This window comes from Pseudomonas sp. E102, from assembly GCF_052660185.1.
The window spans coordinates 52,962-71,132 of sequence record NZ_CP084025.1; the positions used below are offsets into that span (position 1 = coordinate 52,962).

At 60.6% G+C, this 18,171-nt stretch carries 15 protein-coding genes; 9 read left to right on the forward strand and 6 right to left on the reverse strand.

What is annotated here, in order from left to right; all coding sequences use genetic code 11:
* Positions 1-3: 3 nt before the first annotated feature.
* Both cydB and DOCECA_RS00265 read left to right on the forward strand, forming a co-directional pair.
* Entirely contained in the window at positions 4-1,011 is a 1,008-nt protein-coding gene (gene cydB / locus DOCECA_RS00260; RefSeq protein WP_434562210.1) for a cytochrome d ubiquinol oxidase subunit II, read from the forward strand.
* A gap of 21 nt (positions 1,012-1,032) precedes the next feature.
* A complete protein-coding gene (locus DOCECA_RS00265) occupies positions 1,033-1,197 on the forward strand; it encodes a DUF2474 domain-containing protein (protein WP_080942585.1) in 165 nt (54 codons plus the stop codon).
* Positions 1,198-1,202: 5 nt separating this feature from the next.
* Here DOCECA_RS00265 and DOCECA_RS00270 read toward each other — a convergent pair whose 3' ends face one another.
* Together DOCECA_RS00270 and DOCECA_RS00275 are read right to left on the reverse strand one after the other, a co-directional pair.
* Positions 1,203-2,327 (reverse strand): methyltransferase, encoded by a 1,125-nt coding sequence (locus tag DOCECA_RS00270; protein ID WP_445571294.1) that lies wholly within the window; start codon positions 2,325-2,327, stop codon positions 1,203-1,205.
* Positions 2,328-2,500: 173 nt separating this feature from the next.
* Positions 2,501-3,214 (reverse strand): autoinducer binding domain-containing protein, encoded by a 714-nt coding sequence (locus tag DOCECA_RS00275; RefSeq protein ID WP_434562214.1) that lies wholly within the window; start codon positions 3,212-3,214, stop codon positions 2,501-2,503.
* 282 nt (positions 3,215-3,496) lie between these two features.
* On the opposite strand from DOCECA_RS00275, the gene DOCECA_RS00280 reads away from it, so the two are divergent.
* A complete protein-coding gene (locus DOCECA_RS00280; protein ID WP_420767275.1) occupies positions 3,497-4,273 on the forward strand; it encodes a ferredoxin--NADP reductase in 777 nt (258 codons plus the stop codon).
* Positions 4,274-4,315: 42 nt separating this feature from the next.
* On the opposite strand, the gene mscL is transcribed toward DOCECA_RS00280, so the two are convergent.
* Complete coding sequence (mscL, locus tag DOCECA_RS00285) at positions 4,316-4,729, reverse strand: large-conductance mechanosensitive channel protein MscL (RefSeq protein ID WP_420767274.1); 414 nt, start codon at positions 4,727-4,729, stop codon at positions 4,316-4,318.
* A 283-nt stretch (positions 4,730-5,012) separates the two neighbouring features.
* Here mscL and katB point away from each other — a divergent pair, with 283 nt between their 5' ends.
* The 3 genes from katB to radA all read left to right on the forward strand — a co-directional run bounded on the left by katB (position 5,013) and on the right by radA (position 8,573).
* Positions 5,013-6,554, forward strand: coding sequence for a catalase KatB (katB, locus tag DOCECA_RS00290; RefSeq protein ID WP_434628265.1), 1,542 nt, complete (start codon positions 5,013-5,015; stop codon positions 6,552-6,554).
* Positions 6,555-6,616: 62 nt separating this feature from the next.
* Positions 6,617-7,165 carry an ankyrin repeat domain-containing protein gene (locus tag DOCECA_RS00295; RefSeq protein ID WP_434676597.1) on the forward strand — a complete coding sequence of 183 codons (549 nt, stop codon included), beginning with the start codon at positions 6,617-6,619 and terminating at the stop codon, positions 7,163-7,165.
* 40 nt (positions 7,166-7,205) lie between these two features.
* Positions 7,206-8,573: a DNA repair protein RadA gene (radA, locus tag DOCECA_RS00300; RefSeq protein WP_030140305.1), complete on the forward strand. Its 1,368-nt coding sequence runs from the start codon at positions 7,206-7,208 to the stop codon at positions 8,571-8,573.
* A gap of 188 nt (positions 8,574-8,761) precedes the next feature.
* Here radA and DOCECA_RS00305 read toward each other — a convergent pair whose 3' ends face one another.
* A complete protein-coding gene (locus DOCECA_RS00305) occupies positions 8,762-9,118 on the reverse strand; it encodes a PilZ domain-containing protein (protein ID WP_445571295.1) in 357 nt (118 codons plus the stop codon).
* 159 nt (positions 9,119-9,277) lie between these two features.
* Here DOCECA_RS00305 and DOCECA_RS00310 point away from each other — a divergent pair, with 159 nt between their 5' ends.
* The 3 genes from DOCECA_RS00310 (at position 9,278) to yjiA (ending at position 12,669) form a co-directional block, all read left to right on the forward strand.
* Positions 9,278-11,344, forward strand: coding sequence for a carbon starvation CstA family protein (locus tag DOCECA_RS00310; RefSeq protein WP_420767271.1), 2,067 nt, complete (start codon positions 9,278-9,280; stop codon positions 11,342-11,344).
* 15 nt (positions 11,345-11,359) lie between these two features.
* Positions 11,360-11,557, forward strand: a complete 198-nt coding sequence (locus DOCECA_RS00315; protein WP_072390895.1) for a YbdD/YjiX family protein — start codon at positions 11,360-11,362, stop codon at positions 11,555-11,557.
* 143 nt (positions 11,558-11,700) lie between these two features.
* Positions 11,701-12,669, forward strand: a complete 969-nt coding sequence (yjiA, locus tag DOCECA_RS00320) for a GTPase (protein WP_420767660.1) — start codon at positions 11,701-11,703, stop codon at positions 12,667-12,669.
* A gap of 79 nt (positions 12,670-12,748) precedes the next feature.
* Here the strand turns inward: yjiA and glyA are convergent, their stop codons facing one another.
* Complete coding sequence (gene glyA / locus DOCECA_RS00325) at positions 12,749-14,002, reverse strand: serine hydroxymethyltransferase (protein WP_230153609.1); 1,254 nt, start codon at positions 14,000-14,002, stop codon at positions 12,749-12,751.
* Between the two features lie 228 nt (positions 14,003-14,230).
* Positions 14,231-18,079 carry a sensor domain-containing protein gene (locus DOCECA_RS00330; protein WP_445571296.1) on the reverse strand — a complete coding sequence of 1,283 codons (3,849 nt, stop codon included), beginning with the start codon at positions 18,077-18,079 and terminating at the stop codon, positions 14,231-14,233.
* Positions 18,080-18,171 lie beyond the last annotated feature (92 nt).

Sequence of the window (18,171 nt, forward strand, 5' to 3'; positions counted from 1 at the left end):
GTCATGGGTATTGATCTTCCGCTGATCTGGGCCGTGGTCATCATCTTCGGCATCATGATGTACGTGATCATGGACGGCTTCGACCTGGGCATCGGCATTCTCTTCCCCTTCGTCAAGGGCGAGCGCGACCGCGACGTGATGATGAACACCGTCGCGCCGGTCTGGGACGGTAACGAGACCTGGCTGGTGCTGGGCGGGGCAGGGCTGTTCGGGGCGTTCCCGCTGGCGTATTCGGTGGTGCTCTCGGCATTGTACCTGCCGCTGATTCTGATGCTCATCGGGCTCATCTTCCGGGGCGTGGCGTTCGAGTTCCGCTTCAAGGCCAAGGCCGAGAAGCGGCATCTTTGGGACAAGGCATTTATCGGTGGCTCGCTGACGGCGACCTTCTTCCAGGGGGTCGCCCTGGGGGCGTTCATCGACGGCTTCGAAGTGGTCAATCGCCAGTTCGCCGGCGGTTCCCTGGACTGGCTCACGCCGTTCACCATGTTTTGCGGCCTGGCGCTGATCGCCGCCTATGCCTTGCTCGGCTGTACCTGGCTGATCATGAAGACCGAAGGCAAGCTGCAAGAACAGATGCATGACCTGGCCAGGCCGTTGGCCTTCGTGGTGCTGGCGGTGATCGGCATCGTCAGCATCTGGACCCCACTGGCCCATGCCGATATCGCCGCGCGCTGGTTCACCTTGCCGAACCTGTTCTGGTTCCTGCCGGTGCCGATCCTGGTGTTGGTGACCATGTACGGGTTGTTCCGCGCCGTGGCCCGCAACGCCAACTACACGCCTTTCATCCTGACGCTGGTGCTGATTTTCCTGGGTTACAGCGGCCTTGGCATCAGCCTGTGGCCGAACATCGTGCCGCCGTCCATTTCGATCTGGGACGCCGCGTCGCCGCCACAGAGCCAGGGCTTCATGCTGGTCGGCACGTTGTTCATCATTCCGTTGATCCTGGTGTACACCTTCTGGAGCTACTACGTGTTCCGCGGCAAGGTGACCCATGACGATGGCTACCATTGACCGACCTGCGAGGTGCCGAAGATGGCCAAGCCTGACTTGAAAGACATCGAGGCCGCGGAAAAAAAGCCGCTATGGCAGCGGCTCGGTTGGCTGGCGGCGATTTGGGCCGGTAGCGTGCTGGCATTGTTCATCGTAGCCAGCTTGATGCGGATGTTCATGAACGCCGCGGGTTTGACGACTCACTGACGGAGTTATTTGCGGGCTTTGAGGATCACGAACTTCGGCGTGGCGGCCACCTGCTCGACACCGCGGAACAGCCGCGCCAGCTTGCTGTGATAGCCCAGGTGGCGGTTGCCGACGATGTACAGCGCGCCGCCGACCACCAACGCTTCACGGGCCTGCTGGAACATGCGCCAGGCAAGGAAATCGCCCACCACTTGCTGCTGATGGAAGGGCGGGTTGCACAGCACCACATCCAGGGACTGCGCTTCTTGCCCGGCCAAGCCATCGCCCGCCCTCACGATCACTTCGCGCTCGCCCAGGGCGGCTCGCCAGTTTTCGGCGGCTGATTGCACGGCCATGTACGACTCGTCCACCAGGGTGTAGCGAGCGTCCGGGTTAGCCAGGGCGCTGGCAATGGCCAGCACGCCGTTGCCGCAACCCAGGTCCGCAACACGCGCCGAGCCCAGGTTCTTGGGCAGGTGCGGCAGGAAGGCGCGGGTGCCGATGTCCAGCCCTTCACGGCAGAACACGTTGGCGTGATTGAGCAACTCGATGTTCGGCTCATCCAGCGCATACCGAGTGGGGTAAGGGGAAGCGGCCGGTGTCCTCGGTTGCGGCGTGGCAAACAACAGACGGGCCTTCTTGACAGCGAGCGAGGCCTGCACCGGGCCGACGTAGCGCTCCATCAGGTCGCCTGCGGCCCGGGGGAGGTGCTTGACCATCGCGGCAGCGATCACCTGGGCCCCTGGTGCCAGTTGCCCTTGCAGCCGGATCAGTTGCTCCTCCAGCAGCGCCAGGGTCTTGGGCACCTTGACCAGGACACAATCGAAAGGCCCCGTCAGCGCTTCGCTGGCCGGCACGATGGGCACCGTATCGAACGGCAACCCGTTGCGCACCAGATTCTTTTCCAATGCCTGCAGCGCCAGGAACGAGTCACCGCTGCTGGTGACCTTGACCTTGCCTGCGAGGCTGGCCGCCAGGGCGCCGAAGCCATCATTGAGTACCAGAACCCGGGTTTCCGCGCCCGGTTGCTGTTCGGCCAGGTGCGCAAGCAGATATTCATCGGCAGCGTCGAACGCTTGCAGGGGTTCGTTCGGCTGTTCGGGCTGGCGGATCAGGTCGAGTTGGGCGAAGGGAGTATCGAGCAAGGGCATGGCTGGGACTCTGGCAAATCAACGGGTGTCCCGCTGCCTTGGGCAGGTCTGTCAGCGGGACCTCCTGAATGAACTGCGTCGCGGACTAGGCGCGTCATCATTCAAGTGGGGCCGTAAATGGTACGTTTTTTTGCCAGGCATTACCCGTGGGTTTTTGCGGACTGAGTGGTTACCTAGATCACATGGATGTGCGCAGCTTTCGCCACCGCCGAGATTTTATTGGTCACGTTCAACTTCCGCATGCAGCTGCAGACGTGGAAATTCACGGTACGTTCGGACAGGCACAGGATGCGCCCGACCTCCGACGCCGTCTTTCCTTCGGCGGACCACCTCAGCACTTCGATCTCCCGGGGGGAGAGGTGGTAGGTTTGCGGGGGCACCATATTGTCGACCAGCTTCTTGCCCGCCAGAGCATGCAATTTCTGGCTGGCGAAGATGGCATAGCCAAGGTTCCCATAGTGCTCGTCGGCATCGATCGGACAATGCGTCCTGGCGAGGCTGAATAAACTGTAATGGGAGCCGTGCTCATCATGTATGGCTTGTGTCCAGCCGTGCCTGAGACCCTGTCGGTTAAGTTCCCGCCATAACTTGGGTGCTTCGGAAAATGCACTCTCACTCCACAGGATCGGTAATGCGGACTGGTTGCAATGCGCCACTATCGGGTCATTGTTGACGTAACCATTTTGTTCATAAAGCCGGTCCCATCCATAAGGGTAATTATTAATATTGATCTTGCTGGCATACCGATCGGGAACGCCCGAGTATGCGGCAAAGGCACAGTATTCAAATCCTTGAAAATTAAAGAAATCCAGTACCAGACGATAGGCCCTTTGCAAGTCCTTTTCACATGACAGTTTTCGCAGTTGCAAGTCCTTCCACTCGTCCATTGCATTTCTCCTTTGGAACTTTCAACGAGGTGGATCCAATCGGTGACGCGAAAATGAGTGTAGGACTTTTCCTTGCTCGGTAGTTAGATTTTTTTCTTTTGTCTGGCGTCGTCGCTATTGACGAAGTCACTTTACTAACAGTGTTTTTGATACATGTTTTTAACTTTGTAGAGCTTTATCCGCCGATGTACAAGGTGGGTGGCTTAACGCTATCAATCTTCGGCGGTGGTTAATATCCTCACTTTGCGGGACACTGCAGGCCTTGTTCGATTGGAGTGCCCCATGACCGACAATGCAGAAAAGTTTACCCGCCAGAGACTGGTCGACGTACAAACGTTGACGCCTCACTTGTTTACGCTACGCACCACCAGGGATCGCGGTTTCCGCTTCCGGGCTGGTCAGTTCGCCCGGCTCGGTGTCGTCAAGGCGGATGGGAGCACCGTCTGGCGCGCTTATTCCATGGTGTCATCGCCGTTCGACGAGTTTCTCGAGTTCTTTTCGATCGTCGTCCCGGGCGGTGAATTCACCAGCGAGCTGAGCCGTCTGAAACCAGGGGATAATCTGCTGGTCGAGCGCCAGGCCTTTGGCTATTTGACGCTGGACCGTTTTGTCGACGGTCGTGATCTATGGCTGTTGTCCACGGGAACGGGTGTCGCCCCGTTTCTTTCGATCCTGCAGGATTTCGAGGTCTGGGAAAAATTCGAACGGATCATCCTCGTCTACAGTGCGCGGGAGGCCAGGGAACTGGCGTACCAAGACCTTATCGAGGGGTTGTTCCAGCGAGACTACCTGGCCGAATACGCGCATAAGTTCCGGTTTATATCGACCGTCACCCGTGAGCAGGTTCCAGAGGCCCTTAATGGGCGAATCACTACGTTGATAGAAAACGGTGAGCTGGAACGGGTCGCCGGTGTCCCGCTGACGCCTGAGCATTCCCGGGTCATGCTGTGCGGCAATCCCCAGATGATTGACGACACGCGCAAGCTGCTCAAGGCCAGGGGCCTGCAACTGAGCCTCACCCGCCGGCCCGGCCAGGTAGCGGTGGAAAACTATTGGTAGAAAAATGGCGTCCCGGGGACGCCATTTCTAGGCGCGGGAATATCAGGGCCGTTCGTTCTGGGCCTTGAGCAAGTCGCGGATCTCACTCAGCAATAGCTCTTCCTTTGTCGGCACAGGGGGGGCGCTCGGGGCGACGGCTTCTTCGCGCTTGAGCCGGTTGATGGCCTTGACGCCCATGAAGATCGCGAACGCGACGATGATGAAGTCCACTGTGCTCTGGATGAATTTGCCATAGGCCAGCACAACTGCCGGCGTATCGCCTTGGGCGGCCTTGAGGGTGATGGCCAGGTCGCTGAAGTCCACCCCGCCGATCAGAAGGCCGATCGGAGGCATGACCACGTCACCCACGAACGACGAAACGATCTTGCCGAAAGCCGCACCGATGATGATCCCGACGGCCATGTCGACGACATTGCCTTTGACCGCGAAGGCCTTGAACTCGCTTAGCACGCCCATGAATGATTCCTTGTGACAGATGAGTTGATAGCCGCAGTGTAAGCCAGTCATCGGTGTCTCGCTCGACATGATTGCTTACAAAGCGTGCCTGTAATCGACCCGGCCCCCCGCGAAAAGTTTACAAAGTGCCACCAATCGCGCGCGATACGCGCTTCAGGGCTGAGTCCCTATATTGTTTTTTCTATCAGCGCGGTATGGCATTTCTATTTAGGTTTTCATTTTCCGAGCACTAGCCTCTGAAAGGCGCACATGGATGCGCTTTATAAAATCAGAGGAAACTTCAATGAACACTTCCCTAGGCCTCGGCGCTATGTCCGGTCGCCGTTCCCTTGTTGTGCTGACCGCCAGCCTGTTTTCCCTGTCCATCCATGCCGCCACGCTGACTCGCGATAATGGTGCAGCGGTAGGCGACAACCAGAACTCGCAAACGGCGGGGCCCAATGGCCCAACCTTGCTGCAGGATGTTCAACTGATCCAGAAGCTCCAGCGGTTCGACCGCGAACGTATCCCCGAGCGCGTCGTCCATGCCCGTGGCACCGGTGCCCATGGCGAATTTACCGTGTCCAATGATTTGAGCGACCTGACCAAGGCCAAGGTTTTCGCGGCGGGCCAGGTCACGCCAGTGTTCGTACGTTTTTCCGCCGTGGTGCATGGCAATCATTCGCCCGAAACACTGCGCGACCCGCGTGGCTTTGCCACCAAGTTCTATACGGCGGAGGGTAACTGGGATCTGGTGGGTAATAACTTTCCGACATTTTTCATCCGTGACGCTATTAAGTTCCCTGACATGGTCCACGCGTTCAAACCCGATCCGCGAACCAACCTGGATGATGACTCCCGTCGTTTCGACTTCTTTTCCCATGTTCCAGAAGCGACTCGCACCCTGACCGAGTTGTATTCAAACTCCGGGACACCAGCCAGTTACCGCGAGATGGACGGTAACGGTGTACATGCTTACAAACTGATCAACGCAAAGGGCGAGATCAGTTACGTAAAGTTTCATTGGAAAAGTTTGCAGGGCCTCAAAAATCTCGACCCGAAAGAAGTGGTGAAGGTACAAGGACAGGATTACAGCCATATGACCAACGATTTGGTCAGCCATATCAATAAGGGGGACTTTCCAAAGTGGGACTTGTTCATCCAGGTGCTCAAGCCTCAGGACCTGGCCAAGTTTGACTTCGATCCATTGGACGCGACCAAGATATGGCCGGATGTTCCGGAGCGAAAAGTTGGGCAAATGGTGTTGAACCGTAATCCGGCGAATGTTTTCCAGGAAACCGAACAAGTGGCAATGGCGCCGGCGAACCTGGTGCCGGGTATCGAGCCTTCGGAAGACCGGTTGTTGCAGGGGCGGGTGTTTTCCTACGCCGATACGCAAATGTACCGGATTGGGCCGAACGCGCTGCAGTTGCCAATCAATGCCCCCAAGGTCGCTGTCAACAACGGCAACCAGGATGGCGCGATGAATTTTGGCAAGACCAGCACCGGTGTGAATTACCAGCCGAGCCGCTTGATGCCCCGTGAAGAACAACAAGCGGCGCGCTATAGCCAGGCCGAGCTGACCGGTAGCACCCAACAGGCGAAAATTCAGCGCGAGCAGAACTTCAAGCAGGCGGGCGACCTGTACCGCTCGTTCAACCAAAAGGAGCGCAGTGACTTGATCGAGAGTTTTGGTGGGTCTTTGGCGACTACCGATGACGAGAGCAAGCACATCATCCTGTCGTTCCTCTACAAGGCCGATCCTGAATACGGGACGGGAGTGGCCCGTGTCGCCAAGGGCGACCTGGCGCGAGTCAAGGCGCTGGCCGAGAAGCTGAGCGACTGATCCGCTTATGGGAGCCGAGTGGGTTCGGCTCCCATAATTCGCAGTCGCATGGAGAGGTCATGATGCGTAAGTTCCTTTCATTGATATTAATCACATGGTCATGGGCTGTGCTGGCCGATCAGGCTCCGACCGCCGACGCGGATGAGGTGCGGGCACAGTTGCAAGATTATTATTTCGATGCCGCCCGCCGGGGCGATGTGCCGATGCTCGATACCTTCATCGAGGCCGGCTATTCGCTCGACACGCGGGATGAGAAGGGCTACACCGCGCTGATCCTGGCGGCGTATCACGGTCATGGCCCGGCGGTCGAGCGTCTGTTGGTCGCCGGGGCGGATGCCTGTGCCCAGGACAAACGTGGCAACACCGCGTTGATGGGGGCGATTTTCAAGGGCGAAGTGCAGATCGCGCGTCGTTTATTGTCCACCGATTGCAGTCCAGACCAGCGCAACGGTGCCGGGCAGACCGCCGCGATGTATGCCGGTCTGTTCAAGCGTGGCGAGTTGCTCGATGCCCTGAAGGCCAAAGGGGCCGACCTGGAGGCCAGGGATCCGTTGGGCAACACCCCGGCAGATCTGGCAAAGGGTGAAATCAGAATGCCGGCCCCGCGGTAAAGCCCGGCTGTTATCATCGCGGTTTTTACCCGGAGTTCAGATGGCCAAGGCAAAGCGCATGTACGGCTGCACCGAGTGCGGCTCGACCTTTCCCAAATGGGCCGGCCAATGCAGCGAATGCGGGGCCTGGAACACTCTGACCGAAACCATGGTGGAAAGCGGCGGCGCGGCGGCGCCCACCGGGCGTACGGGCTGGGCCGGCCAGCAGGCGCAGATCAAGACGCTGGCCGAGGTCAGCGTTGAGGAAATTCCGCGGTTCTCCACGGCATCCGGTGAGCTGGACCGCGTGCTGGGCGGTGGTCTGGTGGACGGTTCGGTGGTGTTGATCGGCGGCGATCCGGGCATCGGCAAGTCCACCATCCTGTTGCAGACGTTGTGCAATCTCGCCACGCGCATGCCGGCGCTGTATGTCACTGGCGAAGAATCCCAGCAGCAGGTGGCCATGCGCGCCCGACGCCTGGGGTTGCCCCAGGATCAGTTGCGAGTCATGACCGAGACTTGCATCGAAACGATCATCGCCACGGCGCGCCTGGAAAAACCCAAGGTCATGGTGATCGACTCGATCCAGACGATTTTTACCGAACAACTGCAATCGGCCCCGGGCGGCGTTTCCCAGGTGCGCGAGAGCGCTGCGTTGCTGGTGCGTTACGCCAAGCAGAGCGGCACGGCGATTTTCCTGGTAGGCCACGTCACCAAGGAAGGCGCGCTAGCCGGGCCCCGGGTGCTGGAGCACATGGTCGATACCGTGCTGTATTTCGAAGGCGAATCCGATGGTCGCCTGCGATTGCTGCGGGCGGTGAAGAATCGCTTCGGCGCCGTCAACGAACTGGGTGTATTTGGCATGACCGACAGGGGCTTGAAGGAAGTATCCAACCCCTCGGCGATCTTTCTGACACGCGCACAGGAAGAAGTTCCAGGCAGCGTTGTCATGGCTACGTGGGAAGGCACCCGACCGATGCTGGTGGAAGTGCAGGCGTTGGTGGATGACAGTCACCTGGCGAACCCGCGCCGTGTCACGTTGGGGCTGGATCAGAACCGATTGGCGATGTTGCTGGCTGTCCTGCACCGGCACGGCGGGATTCCTACGCACGACCAAGACGTTTTTCTCAACGTGGTGGGCGGAGTCAAGGTGCTGGAGACCGCATCCGACCTGGCACTGATGGCAGCGGTCATGTCCAGCCTGCGAAACCGGCCGCTGCCCCACGATTTGTTGGTGTTTGGGGAAGTGGGGTTGTCGGGAGAAGTGCGACCGGTGCCCAGTGGCCAGGAGCGGCTGAAAGAAGCGGCCAAGCATGGCTTCAAGCGCGCCATCGTGCCCAAGGGCAATGCGCCGAAGGAGGCGCCGGCGGGGTTGCAGATCATCGCGGTGACACGTCTGGAGCAGGCGTTGGATGCGTTGTTCGAATAGCACCGAGGCGGGTGCGGTCCACTGTGGTGAGCGGATTTATCTGTGGCGAGGGGATTTGTCCCCGCTGGGCTGCGCAGCAGCCCCAAAAAAGCGACCCCAATCAACCTGGCACACCGAGTTGTCAGGTTTAGGGCTGCTTTGCAGCCCAGCGGGGATAAATCCCCTCGCCACAGGGGGCACTGCTGGATTCAAATGTGGATCAACGCCGCCAGCTCCCGCTCCAGTTCATCATGGTCGGCCAGGTTCAGTTCCACCAATCGACGCAAGTGGGCGATGGAATCCAGGTCGATATGCTCGCAGACGAAGCCCAGGTGGCCGTGGTCGTCGTGAGCCAGCCGGACTTCCATCTTGACCTCTGCCTCCGGGCTCAGGTGGATGTCTGCCATGAAAGGCGCCTCGGGATCACCGAGCCAAGGCTGGGGCTTTTCGATCAGCAGCCCCTTGAGGGACAGGTCCAGCAACTTTACTGGCCAGATGAAGGGCCCTTGGCTCAGTTCGGTCCTGGCATGGAATTCAATTCGTACGAAGCGGCGGCGTTCGCTCATTACCCGTTCCCCCTGAAGATCCACTGACTATAGACCCAACTGGCGCGCCGTCGTTGTCGTTCGGTCAGTGGCCGACGAATGTCGGGGTATGGCCTTTACGCTGGTTAGCGCTAAACTCCAGTGGCTATCTTTCTTGTCCACCCTGGCTGGAATATAAAAATGAAAAACAATAATAGCCTGCTACGCCATCTGCCCTGGCTACTGCTGGCCGTCGTAGGAGCGTGCGCCCTGGGCGTCGTGGCATTGCGTCGAGGCGAGGCGATCAACGCCCTCTGGATCGTCGTCGCAGCCGTGGCCATTTACCTGGTCGCCTATCGCTACTACAGCCTCTTCATCGCCAACAACGTGATGCAACTCGATGCGCGCCGGGCCACGCCTGCCGTGCTCAACAACGATGGGCTGGACTACGTCCCGACCAACAAGCACATCCTGTTCGGCCACCACTTCGCGGCCATTGCCGGCGCGGGGCCGCTGGTCGGGCCGGTGCTGGCCGCGCAGATGGGCTACCTGCCCGGCACGCTCTGGCTGATCGCCGGCGTGGTGCTGGCCGGTGCGGTGCAGGACTTCATGGTCCTGTTCCTGTCCACCCGCCGCAACGGTCGCTCCCTGGGCGACATGGTGCGCGAGGAAATGGGCCGCATTCCCGGCACCATCGCGCTGTTCGGCTGCTTCCTGATCATGATCATCATCCTCGCGGTGCTGGCGCTGATCGTGGTCAAGGCCCTGGCCGAGAGCCCGTGGGGCATCTTCACGGTGATGGCGACCATCCCGATCGCGATGTTCATGGGCATCTACATGCGCTACATCCGCCCGGGCCGCATCGGCGAGATCTCGATCATCGGCGTGCTGTTGCTGTTGGGTTCGATCTGGCTGGGCGGGCAGATCGCCGCCGATCCGGTCTGGGCCAAGGCCTTCACCTTCACCGGAATCCAGATCACCTGGATGCTGATCGGCTACGGTTTTGTCGCGGCGGTCCTGCCGGTGTGGCTGATCCTGGCGCCACGGGACTACCTGTCGACCTTCCTCAAGATCGGCACCATCGTCGCCCTGGCGATCGGCATCCTGGTCACCATGCCCGAGCTGAAAATGCCCGCGCTGACTCAGTTCACCGACGGCACCGGGCCGGTGTGGAAGGGCGGCTTGTTCCCGTTCCTGTTCATCACCATCGCCTGCGGCGCGGTCTCGGGCTTCCATGCGCTGATCTCCTCGGGCACCACGCCCAAGCTGCTGGATAACGAAACCAATGCCCGCTACATCGGTTACGGCGGCATGCTGATGGAGTCCTTCGTGGCCATCATGGCGATGGTTGCCGCCTCGGTGATCGAGCCGGGCGTGTACTTCGCCATGAACAGCCCGGCGGCGATCGTCGGCACTGACGTGGTGGCCGTGGCCCAGACCGTCAGCAGTTGGGGCTTTGCAATCACTCCCGACGCGCTGCAAGCGGTGGCCAAGGACATCGGTGAAACCACCATCCTGGCCCGTGCCGGCGGTGCGCCGACCCTGGCGGTCGGTATCGCGCAGATCCTGCACTCGGTGCTGCCGGGTGAGAACACCATGGCCTTCTGGTATCACTTCGCGATCCTGTTCGAAGCGCTGTTCATCCTCACCGCGGTGGACGCCGGCACCCGTGCCGGGCGGTTCATGCTGCAGGATCTGCTCGGCTCGTTCGTGCCGGCCCTCAAGCGAACCGAATCCTGGACCGCCAACCTGATCGCCACCGCCGGCTGCGTCGCGCTGTGGGGTTACTTGCTGTACCAGGGCGTGATCGATCCGCTGGGCGGCATCAACACCTTGTGGCCGCTGTTCGGCATCTCCAACCAGATGCTGGCCGGTATCGCCCTGATGCTCGCCACCGTGGTGCTGATCAAGATGAAGCGCCAGCGCTACGTCTGGGTCACGCTGCTGCCGGCGAGCTGGCTGCTGATCTGCACCACCACCGCGGGCCTGATCAAGCTGTTCGACGCCAACCCGGCGATCGGCTTCCTGGCCCTGGCGCGCAAATACAACGATGCCCTGGCCGCCGGCCAGATCCTGGCCCCGGCCAAGAGCATCGAGCAGATGCAGCACGTGGTGTTCAATGCCTACACCAACGCAACGCTGACGGTATTGTTCCTGTTCGTGGTCTTCAGCATCCTGTTCTACGCGCTCAAGGTCGGCATCGCCGCCTGGGGCACGAAAGAGCGCACGGACAAAGAAGCGCCATTCCAGGCCCTGCCGGACGCTTGATAGAGGATTGCAACGATGTTCAATGACTTGAGTCGCCTCGGTAAATACCTCGGTCAGGCCGCCCGCCTGATGGTCGGCATGCCCGACTACGACAACTACGTCGAGCACATGCAAACCAAGCACCCGGACAAGCCGCTGATGGACTACGAGGCGTTCTTCCGAGAGCGCCAAGAGGCCCGTTACGGCGGCAAGGCCGGGCCCAAGTGCTGTTGAACTGAGGCCCATCCCTTGTGGGAGCAAGCCTGCTCGCGATAGCGGTGGGTCAGTTAATGATGAATTGACTGACCTGACGCCATCGCGAGCAAGCTCGCTCCCACAGGATCCGCTTTCTTTTTCAGGCATCAAGGAGATTCAGTTTGTCCTCTCCCATCCCGGTCACGATCCTCAGCGGCTTCCTCGGCGCTGGCAAGACCACGCTGCTGCGTCATCTGCTCAAGGCCGAGCACGGCCTGAAAATTGCCGTGATCGAGAACGAATTCAGCGATGCAGGCATCGATACCCAGTTGCTGGGCGAAGAGCCGGTGCAGGTCATGACCCTGGCCAACGGCTGCGTTTGTTGCACCATCCACACCGACCTCACCAAGGCCCTGTACTTGTTGCTCGAGCGGCTGGACAGCGGCGAGATCCAATTTGACCGCCTAGTGATCGAATGCACCGGTCTTGCCGATCCCGCACCGGTGGCGCAAACCTTTTTCATCGACGAGGACCTGCGTGAGCGCTACATCCTCGACGGTATCCTGACCTTGGTGGATGCCGCGCATGCCGACACCCACCTGGCCCAGGCCATTGCCCAGGCCCAGGTCGGATTTGCCGATCGCCTGCTATTGAGCAAGACAGACCTGGTCGACGCGGCCCATGTCGAGGCTCTTCGCGAACGCCTGATGCGCATCAACCGGCGGGCGCCGATTCGGGTGGTCGAACACGGCAAGATCGACCTGGCCGAATTGCTGGACATCCGCGGTTTCAACCTCAATGCGGACCTGGGCGCCGGGCTCAGCCTTCGTCCGGTTGGCAAGGCGACCACGGGCGATCGCATCAGCAGCCTGGTGCTGCGCACCGACAAGCCGCTGGACATCGACAAGCTCAGCGACTTCATGAACCAGTTGCTGGAAGAACACGGCAAGCAGTTGCTGCGCTACAAAGGCGTTTTGAACATCGCGGGCGAGTCCCGTCGGTTGGTATTCCAGGGTGTGCTCAAATTGTACGGTTTCGATTGGGACACCGATTGGGCGCCAGGCGAGGCCCGAGAAAGCGTTATCGTGTTCATCGCCGATGAACTGCCCGAAGAAAAGATCCGCGCCGGCTTCGAAGCCGCGCTCCACTGACCATCCACGCGTGGGGCGAGTGGTTTTCCAACGATAAAAAAACCGGCCACTGGGGCCGGTTTCTTTTTTGCTACTGCTATCAGGCGCCGTATACCGGCAGCTTCTTGCAGATCGCCTTGACCTTCTCACGCACGGCGTCGATCACCGCTTCGTTGTTCAGGTCGGCCAGGATGTCGCAGATCCAGCCAGCCAGTTCCTTGCACTCGGCTTCCTTGAAACCGCGAGTGGTCACCGCAGGGGTGCCGAAACGCAGGCCCGAGGTGACGAACGGGGAACGTGGATCGTTGGGTACCGAGTTCTTGTTGACGGTGATGAACGCTTTACCCAGCGCCGCGTCAGCGTCTTTGCCGGAAATCTCTTGCTTGATCAGCGAGAGCAGGAACAGGTGGTTTTCAGTACCGCCGGACACCACGTCGAAGCCGCGCTCGATGAACACGCCGGCCATGGCCTTGGCGTTCTTCACCACTTGTTGCTGGTAGGCCTTGAACTCAGGCTGCAGGGCTTCCTTGAAGCAGATCGCCTTGGCCGCGATCACGTGCTCCAGCGGGCCGCCCTGGGCGCCTGGGAATACCGCCGAGTTCAGCTTCTTCTCGATGTCGGCGTTGGCGCGCGCCAGGATCAGGCCGCCACGTGGACCGCGCAGGGTCTTGTGGGTGGTGGTGGTGACCACGTCGGCGAATGGCACCGGGTTCGGGTACACGCCAGCGGCAACCAGGCCGGCAACGTGGGCCATGTCGACGAACAGGTAGGCCCCGACCTTGTCGGCGATCTCGCGAAAGCGCGGGAAATCGAGGATCTGGGAGTAGGCGGAGAAACCGGCCACGATCATTTTCGGCTTGTGCTCGAGGGCCAGGCGCTCGACTTCGTCGTAGTCGATCAGGCCATTGCCGTCGATACCGTACTGAACGGCGTTGTACAGTTTGCCGGAGGAGGAAACGCTGGCGCCGTGGGTCAGGTGACCGCCGTGGGCCAGGCTCATGCCCAGGATGGTGTCACCGGCCGACAGCAACGCCAGGTACACGGCGGCATTGGCCTGGGAACCTGCGTGTGGCTGGACGTTGGCGTAATCGGCGCCGAACAGCTGCTTGGCGCGGTCGATGGCCAATTGCTCGACCACGTCGACGTACTCGCAACCACCGTAGTAACGCTTGCCTGGGTAGCCTTCGGCGTACTTGTTGGTCAGTACCGAGCCTTGAGCTTCCATCACCGCTGGGCTGGTGTAGTTTTCCGAAGCGATCAGCTCGATGTGCTCTTCCTGGCGCTGAGCTTCTTGCTCCATGGCGGCAAAGAGATCGGCGTCGTACTTGGCAATAGTCAAATCACGGCTGAACATGGCGGTCCTCAAGGATCGGGGCAGAAAAGGGGGCATTCTACCTCAACCGGTTTTGGAAGGCATATGAAAGGGCGTCATGTCTTGGACGAATGGGTTTCATGCATTATTCAGTGATGTCTCGGCCGGCCCCATCGCGAGCAAGCTCGCTCCCACAGGGTTATGTGTACACAGGTTCAAATGTGGGAGCGAGCTTGCTCGCGATGAGGCCGCTACAGGCGCCGCACGCTCTCAGTCGATCATGAACAACGCATCATTGCTGAACTGCGCTTCAAACCGATTCGCCGGCATCGGCCGGCCGAACAGGTAGCCCTGTACTTCGTCGCAGCCGTGTTCGCGCAAGAAGTCCAGTTGCTCGTGGGTCTCGACGCCTTCGGCGATCACCGCCAGGTTGAGGCTGTGGGCCATGGCGATGATCGCTCGGGCGATCTGCGCGTCCTGCTCGCCGGACGGCAGGCCGTCGACGAAGGTGCGGTCGATCTTCAGCACGTCGATGGGGAATTGCTTGAGGTAGTTGAGCGACGAATAACCGGTGCCGAAGTCATCCACCGCAATACTCAGGCCAAGGTTTTTCAACCCGGCGAGGATCTGCATCGCCTCGCTGACTTCGCGCATCAGAATACTTTCCGTCAGTTCCAGCTCCAGGCAGGCCGGTGGCAGCCCAGTGCTGCGCAAGATATTGGCGATGCGTGTGCCGAGCTGGCCGTCGGAGAACTGCCGGGCCGAGATGTTGACCGAGACCTTCGGCACCCGGACCTTGGCCTGGTGCCAGGTCTTGAGCTGGCGACAGGCTTCGCTGATGACCCAGTCGCCGACGTCCACCACCAGGCCGAGTTCTTCCAGCACCGGGATGAAATCCCCCGGCGGCACCAACCCGCGTCGCGGATGGCGCCAGCGCAGCAAGGCCTCGGCGCCGGTCAGGCGCTTGCCGTCGCCACTGAACTGGGGTTGGTAATAGAGCACGAACTCATTCTGTTCCAAGGCGTGGCGCAGGTCGCTTTCCAATTCCAGCCGCTCCAGGGCGCTGGCGTTCATGTCGGCCTGGTAGAACTGGAAGTTGTTCTTGCCGCGCTCCTTGGCGTGATACATGGCCGTGTCGGCGTTCTTCATCAATTGGCTGAGTTCGTTGCCGTCCTGGGGGCTGAGGGCGATACCGATACTGGCGGTGACGAAAAATTCGCGACCTTCGAGCACGAAGGGCCGGACGAGGCTGGCAAGGATCTGCTCGGCCACGGTGATCGCCCGGTTCAACGCCATCTCGCGAGTGGCTCGCGGTTGCAGCAGCAGGGTGAATTCATCGCCGCCCATGCGCGCCACGGTGTCGTCGTCGGCCACGCAGCCGAGCAGGCGCGTCGCCATTTCCTTGAGCATCCGGTCGCCAGCGGCATGGCCCAGGGAGTCGTTGATCGGCTTGAAGCGGTCCAGGTCGAGAAACATCAGCACGACCCAGGTCTTCTGTCGCTCGGCTGACTGCAGCGCGGTGTGCAGACGGTCCTGGAACAGCGTGCGGTTGGGCAGGTGAGTCAATGCGTCGTAGTAGGCCAGGCGATGGATGCGTTGCTCGCTGGCCTTGCGTTCGCTGATGTCGCTGAAGAAACACACGTAGCTGGCAAGGTCGCCTTCGTCGTCGAGCACCGCCGTGATGCCGACCCAGGCCGGGTAATGTTCGCCATTACGGCGCTTGAGCCAGACTTCGCCTTCCCAGGTGCTGTGTTGTTGCAGTTGCTTGAGCACGTAGCGCAAATGGGCTTCCTGCTGCTCATCCACGGTCAGCATGGTGGGCAGTTGGTCGAGCACTTGCGATACCGCGTAACCGCTGACGCGACTGAACGCCTCGTTGGCCTGAACGATGTAGCCGGCCGGGTCGGTGATCAGGATCGCCGATGTCGAGTGCTCGAATACGGTGGCGGCCATGCGCAGGTCTTTTTCGGCGCGCCGCTGCTGGCTGATGTCACGGCCCACCCCCAGTACACCTTCGAACGCGCCATGGTCATCCCACACCAGCACCAGCCGCAGCTCGATAGGGATCTTGCGCCCATCGGCGCGCAGGCAGTCGAACAGATACAACTGGGTCTGCATCTGGTTGCGCAGCTCGGTCAGTTGGTCGGGCTTGTCGAGGGCCTTGCTGAGCCGGTCCATCAGGCTGTAGATGCCGGTCAGTTGTTGCGGGTTGGCGATGGTCGACTGCCAGCCGTTCCGGAAGATCGAGTCGGCGGTGTAGCCCAGCACCGCCTGGACGGACGGGCTGACATAGTTGAGCGACAGCTTGCTGTCGGTCGAGAAAATCACATCGCTGATGCTTTCGGCGAGCATCCGGTAGCGTTGCTCGCTGTCGCGCAGCGATTCGCTGGCCTCGATCTGCTCGGTAATGTCCTTGGCCACGCCGATGATCCGGGTCACCTGGTCGTAGCGGTCCCGGGCCAGGGCCTGTTCGCGGACCTCGAAACGGCGCCACTTGCCGTTGCGATGGCGGAACCGCAGCTGGCATTGCAGCAACTGCGTGTAGCCGCCGCGCCGCTGTTCCTGGCGCAGCGTGTGATAGTGATCGGCGTCGTCGCTGTGCAGCAGGATTTCCCAGAAATACTCGCCCATCTGGTGCAGTTCGGTTCGGTCGTAGCCGAGCGTCTGGCCCAGGTGGTGGTTGCTGAAGATCATCCGCTGGCTGATCACATCCTGCACATAAAGATGATCCGGAACGGTGCGCACCACATCGGACCAGAACCCTTCGCGTTCCAGTAGCGACAGTTCGATCAGCTTGCGGCTGGTGATGTCGCTGATGCTCAGGATGACCGCGTTATAGTCGTGCTGGGTTTCCGGCAGGCGCAACACCAGCCACAGATGCTGATCCCGGCCGTGGGCGTCCTGGAGCCTGATTTCCAGCTCCAGCTGTTTATGGGGATCGAGCAACGCTTCGAGCAGTTTCGAACCGACCGGGTTGTTGTCCTTTTCGGCGTTGCCAACCAGCAGTTGCCAGGCTTGTTGGCAGGAGTCGACATTGAGCAGCTTCAACGCCACCTGGTTGACTTCGGTGACGTGCACTTGCTGCTGCAACTGTTCGAGCTGTTGCGGAACCTGCAACCAGGCGCGCAATTGCTCGCCGTTGTGCAGGCCAGTCCTGGCAAAAAACGCCTTGAGGCCGGACAGGTCGAGCACGCAGAGGGCCACGCCGGTGCCCTCGAAAATGTCCTGATAGCGACGGCGCCCTTCGTGCAGCTGCCGCTGGCGTCGGCGCATGTTCAGCAGGGCAATGACCGGCAACATGGAAAACGCCAGGCCCAGCAGGCATTTGCCGATGAAGGCCGGGAGCCGTTGCTCGAGCACCTGGCGCCGGTCGAACAGCCCACGCAGCTGCCAGTCGCTGCTGCTCAGGGGGACGGTCAACACCGTGTTGCTCAGGTCCTGCGGGGTCAGTTGGGACGGGGTGATCGTGGGCAGGCTTTCGTCGCGGCTGATGATCTGCCGATTGAGACGGTTCTCCACCAGCCACAGTGGCCGCAGGCCCGTATCGCCCTGTTTGGTCAATGTCGAAAAGAAACTCGGAGACAGGCGCAGCGCCCAGTATCCGCGAGAGCTGCCGCTGGCCTGGTGCAACAGCAGATGCACCACGGAGCCGTCCTCGGCATTGCTGAAATAGTGAGCCTGGGCGTGACTGCGCCGTACCAGTTCGGCCAGGTAATCCGCGTCCTGGCTATCCGCGTCACTGTCGCTGAGCACTCTGCCGGAGGGGCTCAGCAGCGCCAGGCTGCGCAATTCGGGCAATGATTGCTGGAGCTTGCGCAACAGCGCCTGCTGTTCGTCGGCGGTTTGCGGTTGTTCGACGATTGGTAGCAGATTGAGGGCTATTTGCGCGTTCAGGGCCATGTTCAGGCTGACTTGCGCGGCGAGGTCGGCCGTGTAGTCGATGGTGTATTGGCGCTGCTGCTGTTGGGTTTCGCGCAGTTGGTCAAGCAACTGCCAGAAGAGCAGCCCCAGCAACAACAGCACCAGCGAGGCCAGCCCGCCCTTCAATGTCCCGCGCAGGGGCAAGCCTGGCACGGCGACGGGTGCGCGTGGGGACGGGGGCGGAGTGACGTTGGACAAGCTGTAATCCTGCGGTTTGCTGGACTGGCGCGACGTCACTATAAGCCGGACGCCCGAAGGGCGGCTAGCATGCCTTGACTTGTGGCAAAGTG